This window comes from Pseudomonas sp. L7, from assembly GCF_046605565.1.
In the GTDB taxonomy this organism is placed as follows: Bacteria; Pseudomonadota; Gammaproteobacteria; order Pseudomonadales; family Pseudomonadaceae; genus Aquipseudomonas; species Aquipseudomonas wayambapalatensis.
In genome coordinates this window covers 1,192,801-1,207,465 of sequence record NZ_CP176784.1, presented here as the reverse complement: position 1 = coordinate 1,207,465, position 14,665 = coordinate 1,192,801, and the positions used below count along the sequence as shown (strand labels likewise).

The 14,665-nt window shown below is 65.1% G+C and carries 11 protein-coding genes and 1 pseudogene; 7 read left to right on the top strand and 5 right to left on the bottom strand.

Annotation, left to right across the window (positions count from 1 at the left end):
- Positions 1 to 8: 8 nt before the first annotated feature.
- The 3 genes from ACK3BK_RS05765 (at position 9) to ACK3BK_RS05755 (ending at position 3,559) form a co-directional block, all read left to right on the top strand.
- A complete protein-coding gene (locus tag ACK3BK_RS05765) occupies positions 9 to 818 on the top strand; it encodes an inner membrane protein YpjD (RefSeq protein WP_186668713.1) in 810 nt (269 codons plus the stop codon).
- 9 nt (positions 819 to 827) lie between these two features.
- Positions 828 to 2,033 (top strand): transporter associated domain-containing protein, encoded by a 1,206-nt coding sequence (locus ACK3BK_RS05760; protein ID WP_411383893.1) that lies wholly within the window; start codon positions 828 to 830, stop codon positions 2,031 to 2,033.
- Between the two features lie 221 nt (positions 2,034 to 2,254).
- Positions 2,255 to 3,559, top strand: a complete 1,305-nt coding sequence (locus ACK3BK_RS05755; RefSeq protein WP_186711272.1) for an MFS transporter — start codon at positions 2,255 to 2,257, stop codon at positions 3,557 to 3,559.
- Positions 3,560 to 3,647: 88 nt separating this feature from the next.
- Here the strand turns inward: ACK3BK_RS05755 and purT are convergent, their stop codons facing one another.
- The 5 genes from purT to ACK3BK_RS05730 all read right to left on the bottom strand — a co-directional run bounded on the left by purT (position 3,648) and on the right by ACK3BK_RS05730 (position 6,818).
- A complete protein-coding gene (gene purT, locus ACK3BK_RS05750; RefSeq protein WP_112897568.1) occupies positions 3,648 to 4,829 on the bottom strand; it encodes a formate-dependent phosphoribosylglycinamide formyltransferase in 1,182 nt (393 codons plus the stop codon).
- A gap of 85 nt (positions 4,830 to 4,914) precedes the next feature.
- Positions 4,915 to 5,382: a VUT family protein gene (locus ACK3BK_RS05745; protein WP_065863171.1), complete on the bottom strand. Its 468-nt coding sequence runs from the start codon at positions 5,380 to 5,382 to the stop codon at positions 4,915 to 4,917.
- A gap of 83 nt (positions 5,383 to 5,465) precedes the next feature.
- Positions 5,466 to 5,660, bottom strand: coding sequence for a DUF1289 domain-containing protein (locus ACK3BK_RS05740; RefSeq protein ID WP_411383892.1), 195 nt, complete (start codon positions 5,658 to 5,660; stop codon positions 5,466 to 5,468).
- Positions 5,650 to 6,174 (bottom strand): gamma carbonic anhydrase family protein, encoded by a 525-nt coding sequence (locus ACK3BK_RS05735; protein WP_065863173.1) that lies wholly within the window; start codon positions 6,172 to 6,174, stop codon positions 5,650 to 5,652. Before ACK3BK_RS05735 ends, ACK3BK_RS05740 begins: the two co-directional genes overlap by 11 nt.
- Positions 6,175 to 6,218: 44 nt before the next feature.
- Positions 6,219 to 6,818: a CoA pyrophosphatase gene (locus ACK3BK_RS05730; protein WP_054894676.1), complete on the bottom strand. Its 600-nt coding sequence runs from the start codon at positions 6,816 to 6,818 to the stop codon at positions 6,219 to 6,221.
- A 125-nt stretch (positions 6,819 to 6,943) separates the two neighbouring features.
- On the opposite strand from ACK3BK_RS05730, the gene ACK3BK_RS05725 reads away from it, so the two are divergent.
- From ACK3BK_RS05725 to ACK3BK_RS05710, 4 genes and pseudogenes are all read left to right on the top strand, one after another.
- Positions 6,944 to 7,495 (top strand): NUDIX hydrolase, encoded by a 552-nt coding sequence (locus ACK3BK_RS05725; RefSeq protein WP_186711273.1) that lies wholly within the window; start codon positions 6,944 to 6,946, stop codon positions 7,493 to 7,495.
- A gap of 172 nt (positions 7,496 to 7,667) precedes the next feature.
- Positions 7,668 to 8,087 (top strand): annotated as a pseudogene (locus tag ACK3BK_RS05720) (L,D-transpeptidase family protein); the annotation flags it as partial.
- A gap of 241 nt (positions 8,088 to 8,328) precedes the next feature.
- A complete protein-coding gene (locus ACK3BK_RS05715) occupies positions 8,329 to 9,990 on the top strand; it encodes a ShlB/FhaC/HecB family hemolysin secretion/activation protein (protein ID WP_411383891.1) in 1,662 nt (553 codons plus the stop codon).
- Positions 9,991 to 10,017: 27 nt separating this feature from the next.
- Positions 10,018 to 14,559 (top strand): hemagglutinin repeat-containing protein, encoded by a 4,542-nt coding sequence (locus tag ACK3BK_RS05710; RefSeq protein WP_411383890.1) that lies wholly within the window; start codon positions 10,018 to 10,020, stop codon positions 14,557 to 14,559.
- Positions 14,560 to 14,665 lie beyond the last annotated feature (106 nt).

The window sequence follows — 14,665 nt, the reverse complement described above, 5'->3', positions numbered from 1 at the left end:
CAGGACCTATGCTCTCCTCACCCAGCCTCATCCCCAACCTGATCGCGGCCATCCTTTATATTGCCGCGACCGCCTATCAAGGCTCGCGCCTGGCACAGGGTGCCAAGGTCGACAAACGCCTGCTCGGCCTGTTGGGCGTGATTGCCGTTGTCGCACAGACCGGCGCCCTGTTCTTCCAGTTGCTCACCCCACTGGGCCTGAGCCTCGACTTCTTCAGCGCCGCCAGCCTGATCGCCACCGCGGTGATCGCCCTGACGCTGCTCGCCTGCCTGAGCATTCCGGTGGAGAACCTGCTGGTGCTGCTGTTCCCGCTGGGTGCAGTGACAGCGCTGCTGGCACAGTTCGCGCCAGCCGGCACCGTGCCGCTGGTCAATGAAGAGCCCGGCATCCTGGCGCATATCCTGCTGTCGATCCTCGCCTATGGCCTGTTCACCATCGCCGTGGTCCAGGCCCTGCTGCTGTTGCTCCAGGACCACCAGCTCAAGCACAAGCACCCCTCGGGACTGATCCGCAACTTCCCCCCACTGCAAACAATGGAAAGCCTGCTGTTCGGCTTCCTCTGGGCGGGCTGGATCCTCCTGTCGCTGTCGCTGATCTCCGGCTGGCTGTTCTTCGAGAACCTGTTCGCCCAGCACCTGGTGCACAAGACCTCGCTGTCGTGCCTGGCCTGGATCGTGTTCAGCGTCCTGCTGTGGGGGCGCAATCGCCTGGGATGGCGCGGGCACAAGGCGATCCGCTGGACCCTGGCGGGTTTCTGCCTGCTGATGCTGGCCTACTTCGGCAGCAAGCTGGTCCGCGAATTCATCCTGCACATCTGACGGGCAATCATGGACACTTTGCCGTACGCCCCGCTGCTCGGCACCCTGGTACTGGCGTTGCTGTGGTCAGCGCTGTTCAGTGCGGTCGAGGCCGCCCGCCAGCAACTCAACGGCCACGTCCGCTCCAGCGAGACAGAAGCCCCCACCCTGCCCGCCCAGGCACTGGTCCTTTGCGCCAGCCTCGGCAAGTTGCTGGTGCTGGGCCTGGCCTGCCTGATCGGTCAGCGCTACAGCGGCGAACATGGCTTCTGGCTGGCCGGGCTCTGTGCCACGCTGACGCTGCTGGTGCTGGCCGAGTACCTGCCGCGGCGCCTGGCACGACGCAACCCGCACGCCTTCGCCAGCCTCGGTGGCAGCCTGCTCAAGCTGCCACTGGCAGCGCTGCAGCCGCTGGCCTGCCTGCTCGACGGCATGGCCAAAGTGATCCTGCGCCCGTTCCGCGTGCAGCCTCCCGCCGTCGCCCTGCACCCACAGGACGAAGACGCCCTGGATGACGACGAGCCGCACGAAACCCCACGCCAGGGCCTGATCGAGGGCCTGCAAGCGCTGGACAGGATTACCGTCAACGACATCCTGGTCCCGCGCAACGAAGTCGATGGCATCAACCTCGACGACCCGATCGAACAGATCATCGAACAGCTGATCCTCAGCCGCCACACCCGCCTGCCCGTCTATCACAACGACATCAACCAGGTCGAAGCGATCCTCAACACCAAGCTCATCAGCCACCTGCTGCCACGCGCCGAACTGACCCTGGAGAAACTCCAGGCCGCCTGCTACGAGCCCTACTTCGTCCCGGAAAGCACCCCGCTGCAACTGCAACTGCTGAACTTCCACAAGCAGCAGCGGCGCATGGGCGTGGTCGTGGACGAGTACGGCGAAGTGCTGGGGATCGTGACGCTCGAAGACATCCTTGAAGAAATAGTCGGCGAGTTCGAAGACGAGCAGAGCCTGGACAACCCCCATATCCATCCCCAGCCCGATGGCCGCTTCATCATCGAAGGCACCGCCTCGCTGCGCGAGCTCAACCGCAGCCTGGGCTGGCACCTGCCCTGCGACGGCGGCCCGAAAACCCTCAACGGCCTGGTCACCGAAGCACTGGAAAGCATCCCGGCAAGCGCGGTTTGCCTGAAAGTCGGACGCTACCGCCTGGAAATCCTCGAAACCGAGGACAATTGCGCCAGCAAGGTACTGGTCTGGACCGTAACCCGATAGCTATACTCGGGCCACGCTTACCCAGCCCTGCCGTCCCGCCTGCTACCCGCACCCGGCGCCCCACGGCCAGTCCGCCTCACTGACGTGCCAGCGGCCCTGCGTCCTATCCCGAACAGCGTCCGCGCCCTGCCATCCCGGGGCCCTCGTCAGCCTGGCGAACCACAACAATACGCTGCGGCCCGCCTGATCGGCCGCGCGAACGACTGTTCAGGGACCTACGCATGACAACCAGCAACACCTACGCCGAACCTGTCTCGGCGACCCCGGTCAATTCGCCCGCCCGGGTCGCCACCGCCAGCTTCATCGGCACCGCCATCGAGTTCTACGATTTCTACGTGTACGCCACGGCTGCGGCGCTGGTGATCGGTCCAGTGTTCTTCCCGTCCGGCTCAGGCACCGCGCAGATGCTTGCAGCCTTCCTCACCTTCGGTATCGCCTTCCTCGCCCGGCCGCTGGGTTCGGCCCTGTTCGGCCACTTCGGTGATCGCATCGGGCGCAAGTCGACCCTGGTCGCCTCGTTGCTGCTGATGGGGGTGTCCACCACACTGATCGGTGTCCTGCCAGGCTATGACAGCATCGGCGTATGGGCCCCGATCATTCTCTGCGTGCTGCGCTTCGGCCAGGGGCTGGGATTGGGCGGCGAATGGGGCGGTGCAGCCCTGCTCGCCACCGAGAACGCACCGCCCGGCAAGCGCGCCTGGTTCGGCATGTTCCCGCAGTTGGGCCCGTCGATTGGCTTCCTCGCCGCCAACGGTCTGTTCCTGACCCTGGCACTGGTGCTCAGCGACGAGCAGTTCCGTGAATGGGGCTGGCGCATTCCGTTCCTGCTCAGCGCTGCATTGGTGCTGGTGGGCCTTTACGTACGCCTGAAGCTCGAGGAAAGCCCGGTCTTCGCCAAGGCCGTGGCCCGTCAAGAGCGGGTGAAAATGCCGGTGGTCGACCTGTTCGCCAAGTACTGGATGCCCACCTTGCTGGGCGCTGCGGCGATGGTGGTGTGCTACGCACTGTTCTACATCTCCACGGTGTTCTCGCTCAGCTATGGCGTCTCCACACTCGGCTACAGTCGCGAAACCTTCCTCGGCCTGCTGTGCTTCGCCGTGGTGTTCATGGCACTGGCTACGCCGCTGTCGGCCTGGCTCAGCGACCGCTATGGGCGCAAGCCGGTGCTGATCGTCGGTGGGCTGCTGGCCATTGCCTCAGGCTTCACCATGGAACCCCTACTGACCTCGGGCTCCACCGCCGGCGTGGCGCTGTTCCTGGCGATCGAACTGTTCCTGATGGGCGTGACCTTCGCCCCGATGGGCGCGCTGCTGCCTGAGCTGTTCCCGACCCACGTGCGTTACACCGGGGCCTCGGCGGCCTACAACCTGGGCGGCATCGTCGGCGCCTCGGCGGCACCGTTCTTTGCCCAGCAACTGGTGAGCATGGGAGGTTTGAGCTGGGTGGGGGGATATGTGTCGGTGGCGGCGGTGATCAGCCTGATTGCAGTGCTGTGCCTGAAGGAAACTCGCCATACCGAGCTTTGAGCAGTTGGGGCAAGCCCGCTCCCGCAGGAATCCGTAGGAGCGGGCTTGCCCGCGAATGGGCTGCGCAGCAGCCCCGTGCGATCTCAGATCAGAACTCGACCTTCACCGCCTGCGAAGCACGGGTCGCCTTGGCGCGCGCCGCTTCGACCGACTCGTCGCGGGCCAGGCACACGCCCATGCGGCGGGTGCCGTTGATTTCCGGCTTGCCGAACAGGCGAATGGCGGTGTCCGGCTCGCTCAGCGCTGCGCCGAGGTTGGCAAAGCTGGTCTGCTGCGACTGGCCTTCGGGCAGGATCACGGCCGAGGCCGACGGACCGAACTGACGCACCACCGGGATCGGCAGGCCAAGAATCGCACGGGCATGCAGGGCGAACTGCGACAGGTCCTGGGAAATCAGGGTGACCAGACCGGTGTCATGCGGACGTGGCGACACTTCGCTGAACCACACCTGGTCGCCCTTGACGAACAGCTCGACGCCGAACAGGCCACGACCACCCAGCGCATCGGTGACCGCCTGAGCCACACGCTGCGACTCAGCCAGCGCCTTCGGGCTCATGGCCTGGGGCTGCCAGGACTCCTGGTAGTCGCCCTTCTCCTGACGGTGACCGACCGGCGCGAGGAAGGTGGTGCCGCCCACATGACGCACGGTCAGCAGGGTGATTTCGTACTCGAAATCAATGAAACCCTCGACGATCACCCGGCCCTTGCCAGCACGCCCGCCTTCCTGGGCGTAGTCCCAGGCTTTCTGCAGGTCGGCATCACTGCGCAGCAGGCTCTGGCCCTTGCCCGACGAGCTCATTACCGGCTTTACCACGCACGGATAGCCAACATCGGCCACGCCCTTGGCGAAGTCTTCATAAGTGTCGGCGAAGTGGTAGGGCGAGGTCGGCAGTTCCAGCTCTTCGGCAGCCAGGCGACGAATTCCTTCGCGGTTCATGGTCAGCTGAGTGGCGCGGGCGGTCGGCACCACGTTGAAACCTTCGTTCTCCAGCTCGACCAGCGTGGCGGTGGCGATGGCCTCGATCTCCGGCACGATGTAGTGCGGTTTTTCAGCCTCGATCACCGCACGCAGGGCGACGCCGTCGAGCATGTTGATCACATGGCTGCGGTGCGCGACCTGCATGGCAGGCGCGTTGGCGTAACGGTCCACGGCGATCACCTCGACGCCCAGGCGCTGCAGCTCGATCACCACTTCCTTGCCCAGCTCGCCGCAGCCACACAGCAGTACGCGGGTCGCGGTCGGCGACAATGGGGTTCCGATACGGGTCATTTCAGGTCCTCGAAGGCGTCCGGGGCGCGCCGGCTGGTGCTGCCCGCTGAAAAAGGACCGGTATTCTACATCAATCGGGCGCGGATCAACCCACCGCCAGCGCGCGTCGCGCCCGCCACGCCATGATCAGCCAGACCGCCGTCACACCAGCAAACTTCGAGGCCATCGCTGTGCCGATCACGGCAGGCGTCAGTGCACCGATCATGCCGAAGAAGATGAAGGTGTCCACCGGGATGCTCAGCGCCGAGCTCAGCCACAGGCGGTCACGCAGGGGTCTGCGGGTGACGCTGAACACCAGCCAGTCAATCAGTTCGGACACGAAGAACGCCGTAGCGCTGGCCAGGGCGATGGCCGGCTCCGAAGTCGCGTAGGACAGCACCAGCGCCGCCAGCATCGCGATCAGTGCGCCATGCCCGTAACGGGTCTGCACCATGTCACGCAGGATGAACACCAGCCCGCCCCAGGCGGACCAGATCACGTCCAGGTGCGGAGCGCTGGAGAAGGCGTAGTTGATGAGCACCACGCTGCTGATGTAGGCGATGAGGTAGAACATGATCCGGAGATTCGAGGGGCAAGCCCGACAGATTAGCGCCAGCCCCATCGTGGGACAAGTCGCAGCGGCAAACCGCCGCTAGCTCAACCGATCACCAACCCCGCCGCCACGGCCCGCTCATGGCACAGCTTGAGCACCGCCCGGCGCTCGTCATTGGCCATCCGTGCCCACCGGGTGATCTCCTGCACCGTACGCTGGCAACCGATGCAGATGTCCTGCTCATCCAGCGCACAGACGTTCACGCACGGCGAGGCGACCGGCCGCTCGTCAGTCTTCATCGACCACCAGCTCCCGCGCATAGCGCTCGGCGTTGTGCACATAGTGCGCGGCGCTGGCTTCGAGCATGCGCTTCTGCTGCTCGGTCAGCTCGCGCACCACCTTGCCGGGCGAGCCCATCACCAGCGAACCGTCGGGAATCTCCTTGCCTTCCGGGATCAGCGCATTGGCGCCGATGATGCAGTGCTTGCCGATCCGCGCACCGTTGAGGATGACCGCATTGATGCCGACCAGGCTGTAGTCGCCGACGCTGCAGCCATGCAGCATGGCATTGTGGCCAATGGTCACGCCCTTACCCAGGGTCAGCGGCGACCCCATGTCGGTGTGCATGACGGTACCGTCCTGGACATTGCTGTCCTCGCCGATGTCGATCAGCTCGTTGTCGCCGCGCAGCACGGCGCCGAACCACACACTGGCCCGGGCCTGCAGGCGCACCTTGCCGATCAAGGTGGCAGTGGGGGCAGCCCAACTGCTGGGATGGGCTTCGACCCGCAGGTCGCCCAAGCGGTATTTCATGTCGTGTTCCTCACGGTTGAACGCAGTCGGCGGGTGAACCCCGCTCAGTTCTGGATAAAGCGCTCTGGCGGCTGGTGCAGGCTGATACCGGCGTCGAACAGCACGTTGACCAGCTCGACGATCATGATCGCCGACAGCCCCCAGATCTTGTAGTCGCCATAACGGTAGCTGGGCACGTACCAACTGCGCCCCTGGTAGTCGATGCGATGGGTGTGGTCGCGTGGGTCCTGGCGAAAGAACGACAGAGGGACGTTGAAGACCGCGGCGATTTCGGCATCGTTGGGCTGGTACTCGACGTAATCCGGAATCAGCCCGACGAACGGCGTTACCTTCAGCCCGTGCAACGAAATAAGCGGGCTCAGGGGGCCGATCACCTCGACCAACCCCGGCGGCAGGCCGATTTCCTCCTCGGCTTCGCGCAGGGCGGTGAACACCAGGTCCGGGTCTTCCGGATCGCGGCGCCCTCCGGGAAAGGCCACCTCGCCACCATGGGTGGAAAGCCCCTTGGCACGCAGGGTGAGCACCAGCTCGGGCTCTTCGCTACGGGTAATGGGCAGCAGCACCGCCGCCTCGGGAAAACGGCGATCCGCCTCCAGTGACGCAGGGGTATGGTTGCTCATTCGGCGAAGAAGCTCGTCCAGCATTACGCACTCTCGATTCCAAGGCCTGCCTTGCATGATGCACCAAAGCCGCGAGGCACCCAAGCCCCGACGGCTTGCGACAACCCCGTCAGCCGCGCCAAGATAGCCGCTCACACAGGAATAAAAGCATGAAATTCTGCAGCGCGTGCGGCCAACCGGTCATTCAGCAGATTCCCGAGGGCGACAGCCGCCTGCGGTACGTCTGCCCCTCCTGCCAGACCATCCACTACCAGAACCCCAACATCGTCGCAGGCGTCTTGCCGATCTGGGGCAGCCAGGTGTTGCTGTGTCGCCGCGCCATCGAGCCCCGCCGCGGCTTCTGGACCCTGCCCGCCGGCTTCATGGAGAACGGCGAAACCCTTGACCAGGCCGCTCGTCGCGAGACCGTCGAGGAAGCCTGCGCACGCGTGGGCCCAACCACCCTCTACCAGTTGTTCGACCTGCCGCACATCAACCAGGTGCACGTGTTCTTCCGCGCAGAGCTCGCCGACCTGGACTTCGACGTCGGTGTCGAGAGCCTGGAAGTGCGGTTGTTCGAAGAGCATGAAATACCCTGGAACGAACTGGCTTTCCGCACCGTCACGCGGACACTAGAATGCTATTATCGCGACCGCATCGGGCAGCAGTACCCCATAGGCCATGAATACCTGCCGCCGATGAACGTTTCGTCGTCCACCTAGCTATTTCAGGATACGTTTCATGCGCTGGTTGCTTGCCCTCTTCTGCTTGTGCGTTGCATCGGTGTCCCAGGCGGCGTTCACCGAGACCATCATTCGCAAGCCCCTGCCCGCGACCACGTCACAGGGCACGCAGCCCCAGGCCAGGCCTGTGCAAAGCAGCAGCCAGCCGCAGATCGACAAGGTGCTGGTGCTCAAGTCAGAGCGGCGCCTGCAATTGATCAGCCGCGGCGAGCCACTCAAGACCTACCGCATCTCCCTGGGCAAACAACCCAAGGGCGCCAAGGAGCGCGAAGGCGACAAGCGCACCCCTGAAGGCTTCTACTGGCTCGACTGGCGCAAGGTCAGCGACCGCTACAACCTGGCCATGCACATCTCCTACCCAAACATCAGCGACGCCGCCAAGGCGCGCCGCGAAGGGGTCAATGCCGGCAGCATGATCATGATCCACGGCACACCGATCAACGAAGAATACCCGGAGTGGTACTTCCACACCCTCGACTGGACCGAAGGCTGCATCGCCATGCGCAACGACGACATGCGTGAAGTGTGGAGCATGGTCAAGGACGGGACCATGATCGAGATTCGCCCCTGAGCCCTCGGGCTCACCCTTGCAGCTCCCACTTCCCCAGCGTGGAGCCCGCCCGCGCCTGAGAAAGACGGCGCAGGCTGACGGCGCGTCCTACATTTTCAGCAAGTCCTCAGAATATCCCGACTCAAAAAGGTTATTTGCCTGATACCCATACAGGCAATGTATCGCATCCAAACGACTGTTCGAATTTTTAGAATCCACGCAAACGAGTACTTGAACCGTACGACCTCTGCGGAATTCTTCGATGGCGAACACCCCGTTTCCGGCTATCTGCCTTTCAATCATCAGTGCATTGCTCGCGCTGCTGACCAGCTCGGTTGCCCTTGCAGCCGATACCGCCAGCGAGCAGCTACGCGACCAGCAACGCGAGCTTCAGCAATTGCAGCAACAGCAGCGGCTGGAGCACTGGCAGCGCCGCCCTGCCCCGCAAGGATCAGGGCAGCCGACACCATCGGCAACCCCTTCAGCCCAATGCTGGCCGGTCAGCGGCCTGCGCCTGAGCGGCAACGTGCGCATCACCAACGCCACGCTCGAACAGAGCCTGCGCCCGCTGCTGCACTCGTGCATGACTGCGCACGCCATCAACCGACTGCTCCTGGCAATCACCGAAGGCTACGTAAGGGCGGGGTATCCGGCAAGCCGCCCTTATCTGAGACATCCCCCCAAGGCTGGCGCCCCCCTCGACATCGTCATCGTCGAAGGCTTCGTCGAGAGTATCGAGTTGGATACCGCGCTGCCGCTGTCGCTGGCCGGTGCCTTTCCCGACATGCTCGGCCATCCACTGTACCTGCCCGACCTGGAGCAAGGGCTCGATCAACTGAACCGCCTGCGCGCCTATGACCTGGGCGCCAACCTGTTGCCCGGCGACGTACCCGGCGGTACGCGGATACAACTCGAACCACGCCGGATCGGTTCGCGCTGGCATCTGGACAGCCGCCTCGACAACCGCGGCAGCGCACTCACCGGCCGCCATCGCCTGAACCTGAGCCTCGGCCTGGACAGCCCGCTGGGGCTGAACGACGACCTGCGCCTGTCATTGAACTCCAGTGTCTTCCAGGCACCGGGGCGCAGCCAGGGTGCCAGCCTCTACTACAGCGTTCCCTACGGCCCCTGGACCTTCGCCCTGAACGCCAGCCAGCTCAGCTACCGCGCACCACTACCCGGCAACCGCCTCAGCAGCCGGGGCAGCAGCAGCCTGCAAGGGCTGAGTGCCGACCGCATGCTGTGGCGCAACCAGCAGGGCATGCTCAACGCCAGCCTGCGCCTTGACCACAAACGCGTGGGCAACTGGCTCGGCCCGCTGAAGATCGCCCAGCAGAGCCCGACACTCACCACCCTCGAGGCGGGCCTCAACCTGCTCTGGCTCGAAGGCGGCCTGTGGAACGCCTATGTCGGCGTCGCCCAAGGCGTGGATCTGTTCGGTGCCGACCGCGCACCGCTTGGCCGCAAGAGCTCCGAGCCTGGTTTTCGCAAGTACCGCACCAACCTCCTGTACCTGCACCCGGGGCCCTGGCGCTGGCAGAGCGAACTGAACCTGCAATACAGCCCCGACCGCCTGCCGGCCATCGAACAGCTTGCCCTCTCCGACGACCTCGCCGTGCGCGGCTTTCGCCAGCACAGCGTCTCCGGCGCCAGCGGTGCGGTGTGGCGCAACACCTTGAGCCACACCCTTCCCCTCAGCCTGCCCCTGGAAATCCGCCCGCACCTCGGGCTGGACCTGGGCTGGACGCGCTTCGATCACGGCAGCAGCTCGCAACGCCTGAGCGGGGCCGTGCTCGGCGTGGTACTGGGCACGCCGGGCAATCGCCTGCGCCTGGACTACCAGCGCGCGCTGAGTGCCAGCGACCGATCACGCAGCACCCTGGAGCCGGGCTTCTGGGTGTTCGAATGGACCTTGACGATCTGATTCACCCACAACAAGAGAGACAACCCCGTGAACGATAAAAAGCCCCGCAAAGCGACCACTCCCGACGCCCTGCGCTGGAGCATATTTCTCACACTGGCAGCCGCCTCACCGGCCCTGCTCGCCCAGGGCAGCCTGCAACCGGCTCCTGGACCGGGCGGCACCCCGCTGATCAACGACGCCCATGGCGTGCCGGTCATCGAGATCGTCGCACCCAACGCCAGCGGCCTGTCGCACAACCAGTTCCTCCACTACAACATCGGCCAGGCGGGTGCGGTGCTCAACAACGCCCTGCAGGCCGGCCAGTCGCAACTGGCAGGCGCCCTGGCCGCCAACCCGCAGTTCCAGGGGCAGGCTGCCTCGACCATCCTCAACGAAGTGATCAGCCGCAACGCCTCGCTGATCGAAGGCCCACAGGAAATCTTCGGCCGCCCCGCCGACTACATCCTCGCCAACAGCAATGGCATCACCCTCAATGGTGGCAGCTTCATCAACACGACCCGCGCCGGTTTCCTGGTCGGTGATGTGCAGCTCGAGGACGGCCGCGTGCGCCTGCTCGACTCACGCAACGCCCATGGCATGCTCAGCGTGCTCGACGGTGGCCAGAGCAACGATGGCGGCGCCCTCGAACTGATCGCCCCGCGCATCGACAGCAAGGGTACGCTCAAGACCCGCGACGACCTGCAGTTGATTGCCGGACGCAACCGCATCGACGCCAGCAACGGCCAGGTCCTCGAACACCTGCCAGGCACCCCGGCGAGCATCGATGCCAGCCTGTTCGGCGCCATGTACGCCGGCCGCATCCGCGTGGTCAGCACGGCCGAGGGCGCGGGCGTGCGAATCGGCGCGATCGACATGCACGGGTACGATGGCATCCACGTCCAGTCGGCCGGCGGGCTGCACATCGGTGACGACGGCACGCGCAACGCCGCACTGCGCAGCCGACAGGGCGACCTCGACCTCAGCGCCAGCGGCGACCTGAGGCTGCAGGCCGTCACGGGCGAGGGCAAATCGATCAACGTCAATGCGGGCCAGAAACTCACGCTGGATACCACAGCCCGGGAAAACATCGAACGTGACCGTAAGTCATGGGACAAGAAGTGGCTGTTCGTCACCACCGAGACCTACGAACGCAACACCACCGAGACCGAGCGCACGCTTACCGGCACGCACTTGCAAGCCGATGACCGCCTGGCGCTGAAGTCCGGCGGCGACATGCAACTGGTAGCGGCCACCCTCAAGGCCGGCGGCGAACTCAACCTCGACAGCGCGACCAACCTGAGCATCGAAGCCGGCAAGCAGAGCCGACGTGTCGAAGAGCAGGTACGCCATCGCAAGCACCTGTGGCGGGGTGACAGCGACAGCGACCAGTACCAGGAGACCGCCAAACCCAGCGATCTGCAGGGGGGCACGCTGATCGCCAAGGCTGGTGAGGCACTCAAGGTCCAGGGCAGCCGGATGCACAGCGAGGGCGACATGGCGCTGTCGGCAAGCCAGGTCGACATCGCCACCACGGCCCTGGAGGCACGCGGCACACAACGCGACTACCGGGGCGACCTGGTTTCCGGCAGCTTCTTCGGCGACCGCGAAGGCAAGGACAATACCGCCCAGCAGGTCGCCGGCAGTGTGATCACCTCGGGCGCCAACCTGAACGTCACCGCCGGACAGGTCAGGGTCAAGGGCAGCACCATCGCCAGCGAAGGCGAATCGGTGCTCTACGGTGACAAGGGCAAGCTGGTGATCGAAGCCGACCACAGCCGCTCCAGCACCACCGACAAACAGAGCGACAGCAAGCTGTTCGGCCTGATCGGCCACGACCGCAGCCACAGCGCCAACCAGGAGAAGGTGCTGGCAAGCGACGTCAGTTCGAAAAGCGACCTGCGCCTGGCCAGCGCCGAAGAGTTGCGCATCCAGGGCGCCAAGGTCGAGGCCGGTCGGCAGCTCAAGATCGAAGCCAAGGGCGACCTCATCGTCGAGAGTGCGCAGGCGCGCAGCGACAGCAAGACCGACACGCAACAGCGCTCACTCACCGCCAGCGCCCGCCAGACCGCCAACGCCAAGGACGACAAGCCCGGATCTCGCCAGTACGAGGCTGGAGTCGGCTATGCGGTCGTCAGCACACACAGCCAGCAACGCGTGACCGAACAGGTGGCCAGCGAGCTCAAGGGCGGCTCGGTCGAACTGCAAAGCGGTGCGCACTTGCAGGTCAATGGCTCGAAAGTCACCGCCACTACTGGCGACCTCGCGTTGCAAGGGCAACGGATCACACTCGGCGCCACCCACAACGACCACCAGACAGACACCCAGAGCACCGACAGCGGTGGCAGCCTGGTCGTGACCGGCGGCATCGACCGAATCGGCAGCCTCTTCGAGGGGCATCATCAGAAGGAGACCGTGCGTGAGCGCGACAGCAAGGTACAACGCAGCGAATTGCAGGCAGGTGGCGATGTGAAGATCGACACAGGGACGTTGGTGACCGAGGCCGCACGCGTCGACGCTGGCAAGGCGTTGCTGGTCAAGGCCAAGGAGATCGAGAACCGAGCGGTACAGGATGTGCACGAACGCGAGCAGCGCAATGACAACTGGCGTGGCACCCTCGGTGCCAGCCTCGAATACCGCGACCTGACCCGGCCCATCGAGCGCCTGATACTCGGCGAGGAAGCCGCGCGCTTCCAGCAGGCCTCGCCCGAGGACGCGATGGCCGCACCCAGCGTCGGCGGCGACATGACCGTGGACCATCTGAAGCGCCTGGAAAACCAGCGCCGCGGTATCGCCCAGGTCAGCGAGCTGTCCGGTGCCAGCGTCAAGGTCGAAGCCGAGCGCATCGACGATCAAGGCACGGCCTGGCGCGCCAATGAGGGCCTCCTGGCGATCACCGCCAACCAGCATCATCAACGTGCGGCGGTCGACGAGCAGTCGCGCCTCGTCGAGCAATTGGCCGTTGGCGGTGACATGCGGGTCGACACCAGTACCGGCAACGACCTCAATGTGCGCGCCAGCGCTAAAGGTGGCTCGTCGAACAGCGAAGACAGCACCCGCAACGCCCGGGTCGGCAGCCTCTATGGGCAAACGGGTATCCAGGTCCAACTGGGCGCCGACGGCCTGTACGAAGGTACGCGCATCAACGCCGGCAACGGCGACCTCAGCATCACCAGCAACGGCAAGCTCTTGCTGAGCGCAGCTCACGACCAGCGCTCCGAACACCAGCGCCAGACCGACGGCAATGCCTGGGCCAAGGTGGGCAACCGCCCCGGCAGTACCGGTGTCGAGGGTCGCGGCTACCTTGACCTGACCGAGCTCCAGCGCCAGAAAAGCAAGGCCCAGGTCGGCCAGATCGACGCCAAGGGCAAGGTGCTGCTCAGCAGCGGCGCCGACCTTATCCTCGAAGGCACTCGCATCGGCAGCCGCGAAGCACCGACTGGCGGCATCGAACTGGACAGCGCCGGGCTGTTGCAGGTCAAGGCGGCCCACGACAGCCAGCAGGCCAGCGGCCACAACCTCGGCGGCGGGCTCGAGCTGGCAGCCAAGTTCGGCACGGGCAAAGGCGGCGCACTGGGCGGTCACTTCGCCAATGGCAAGCTCAACGAGAAGGCCAGCCAGGCAGTCGATGCCCGCTTCGACACCCAAGGCACCCTGCAGATCAGTAGCCGTGCACGCGACGATATCGCCCTGCATCTCCAAGGCCTGCAAGCCTCGGCCGCGCAGATCAAGCTGGAGGCCAGCAAGGGTGGCATGCTGGTCGAAGCCTCGTCCGACAAGGAGCAGCGCGACAACCTGGAGATCACTGCCGGTGCCGGTTTCAGGCTCAACCGCGGCGAAACCCCGGACAAGGATATCCGCGGCCTGCACGGGCGGGTGCAGGTCAATCTCGACAAGCGCGACAACCAGACCTGGAATGCCAGCACCTTGCGCGCTGACCGCATCGAGCTGGCAAGCCAAGGTGACACCCGCATCGAAGGCGCAAGCCTGGACGCCGACCGGATCCGCGGCGACATCGGTGGCGATCTGCTGCTGGCCAGCCGCAAGGATCGCGTCGACACACTGGTCGTCAAGGCCGACGCCCGTCTGAGCCACGAGAAGAATCCCCAGGGTTATCTCGATGCTGCCGGAGCCCTCTCCGGCCCAGCGGCAGGCAAGGTCACCGAGAAGGTTGGCCCGACGCTGAGCAAGGTGGACCCGAAGCTGTCGCCGACCGTGAAAGTCGAGGTGTCCCACACCCAGCGCGACACCGTCGCTCACCAGGCCACGCTCAAGGGCAATGAAGGCGTCGAGCTGAAGGTCGGTGGCCAGGCGCGTCTGGTCGGGGCACGGATCCAGTCGAGCGCTGGTGACGTCGATCTGCAGGCCCAGTCGGTCAGCCGCGAAACGCTCACGGGTCGTGACTACCAGCGCAATGTCTCGGTGGACTTCTCCAACTCGCCGGTCGACATGGGTACGGCCATTGCGGAACTGTCCAAGAGCAAGGGCGCGGCGGATGGTGAGAATGCGCTGGACCTGGGGCTGCTGCGCACCAGCGGGCATAGCCGCAGTGAGGAGTGGGTGTCGAATGTCGGGAGCAAGGGTGCGCGCTGATCGTTGAGTGCAGGAGCAGGGAGATCCTGTAGGAGCGGGCTGGTCCCGCGATGGCAACACCGCGGTGGATGGCACCGGCTATGCCGGTGTTCGCGGGCAAGCCCGC

Excerpts from the sequence above, each read along its gene's own strand:
- ACK3BK_RS05735 (WP_065863173.1), bottom strand. The coding sequence starts at position 6,174 with ATGAAATACCGCTTGGGCGACCTGCGGGTCGAAGCCCATCCCAGCAGT.
- ACK3BK_RS05730 (WP_054894676.1), bottom strand. The coding sequence starts at position 6,818 with ATGCTGGACGAGCTTCTTCGCCGAATGAGCAACCATACCCCTGCGTCA.
- ACK3BK_RS05765 (WP_186668713.1), top strand. The coding sequence starts at position 9 with ATGCTCTCCTCACCCAGCCTCATCCCCAACCTGATCGCGGCCATCCTT.
- ACK3BK_RS05760 (WP_411383893.1), top strand. The coding sequence starts at position 828 with ATGGACACTTTGCCGTACGCCCCGCTGCTCGGCACCCTGGTACTGGCG.
- ACK3BK_RS05725 (WP_186711273.1), top strand. The coding sequence starts at position 6,944 with ATGAAATTCTGCAGCGCGTGCGGCCAACCGGTCATTCAGCAGATTCCC.
- ACK3BK_RS05740 (WP_411383892.1), bottom strand. The coding sequence starts at position 5,660 with ATGAAGACTGACGAGCGGCCGGTCGCCTCGCCGTGCGTGAACGTCTGT.
- ACK3BK_RS05755 (WP_186711272.1), top strand. The coding sequence starts at position 2,255 with ATGACAACCAGCAACACCTACGCCGAACCTGTCTCGGCGACCCCGGTC.
- ACK3BK_RS05715 (WP_411383891.1), top strand. The coding sequence starts at position 8,329 with ATGGCGAACACCCCGTTTCCGGCTATCTGCCTTTCAATCATCAGTGCA.
- ACK3BK_RS05745 (WP_065863171.1), bottom strand. The coding sequence starts at position 5,382 with ATGTTCTACCTCATCGCCTACATCAGCAGCGTGGTGCTCATCAACTAC.
- purT (WP_112897568.1), bottom strand. The coding sequence starts at position 4,829 with ATGACCCGTATCGGAACCCCATTGTCGCCGACCGCGACCCGCGTACTG.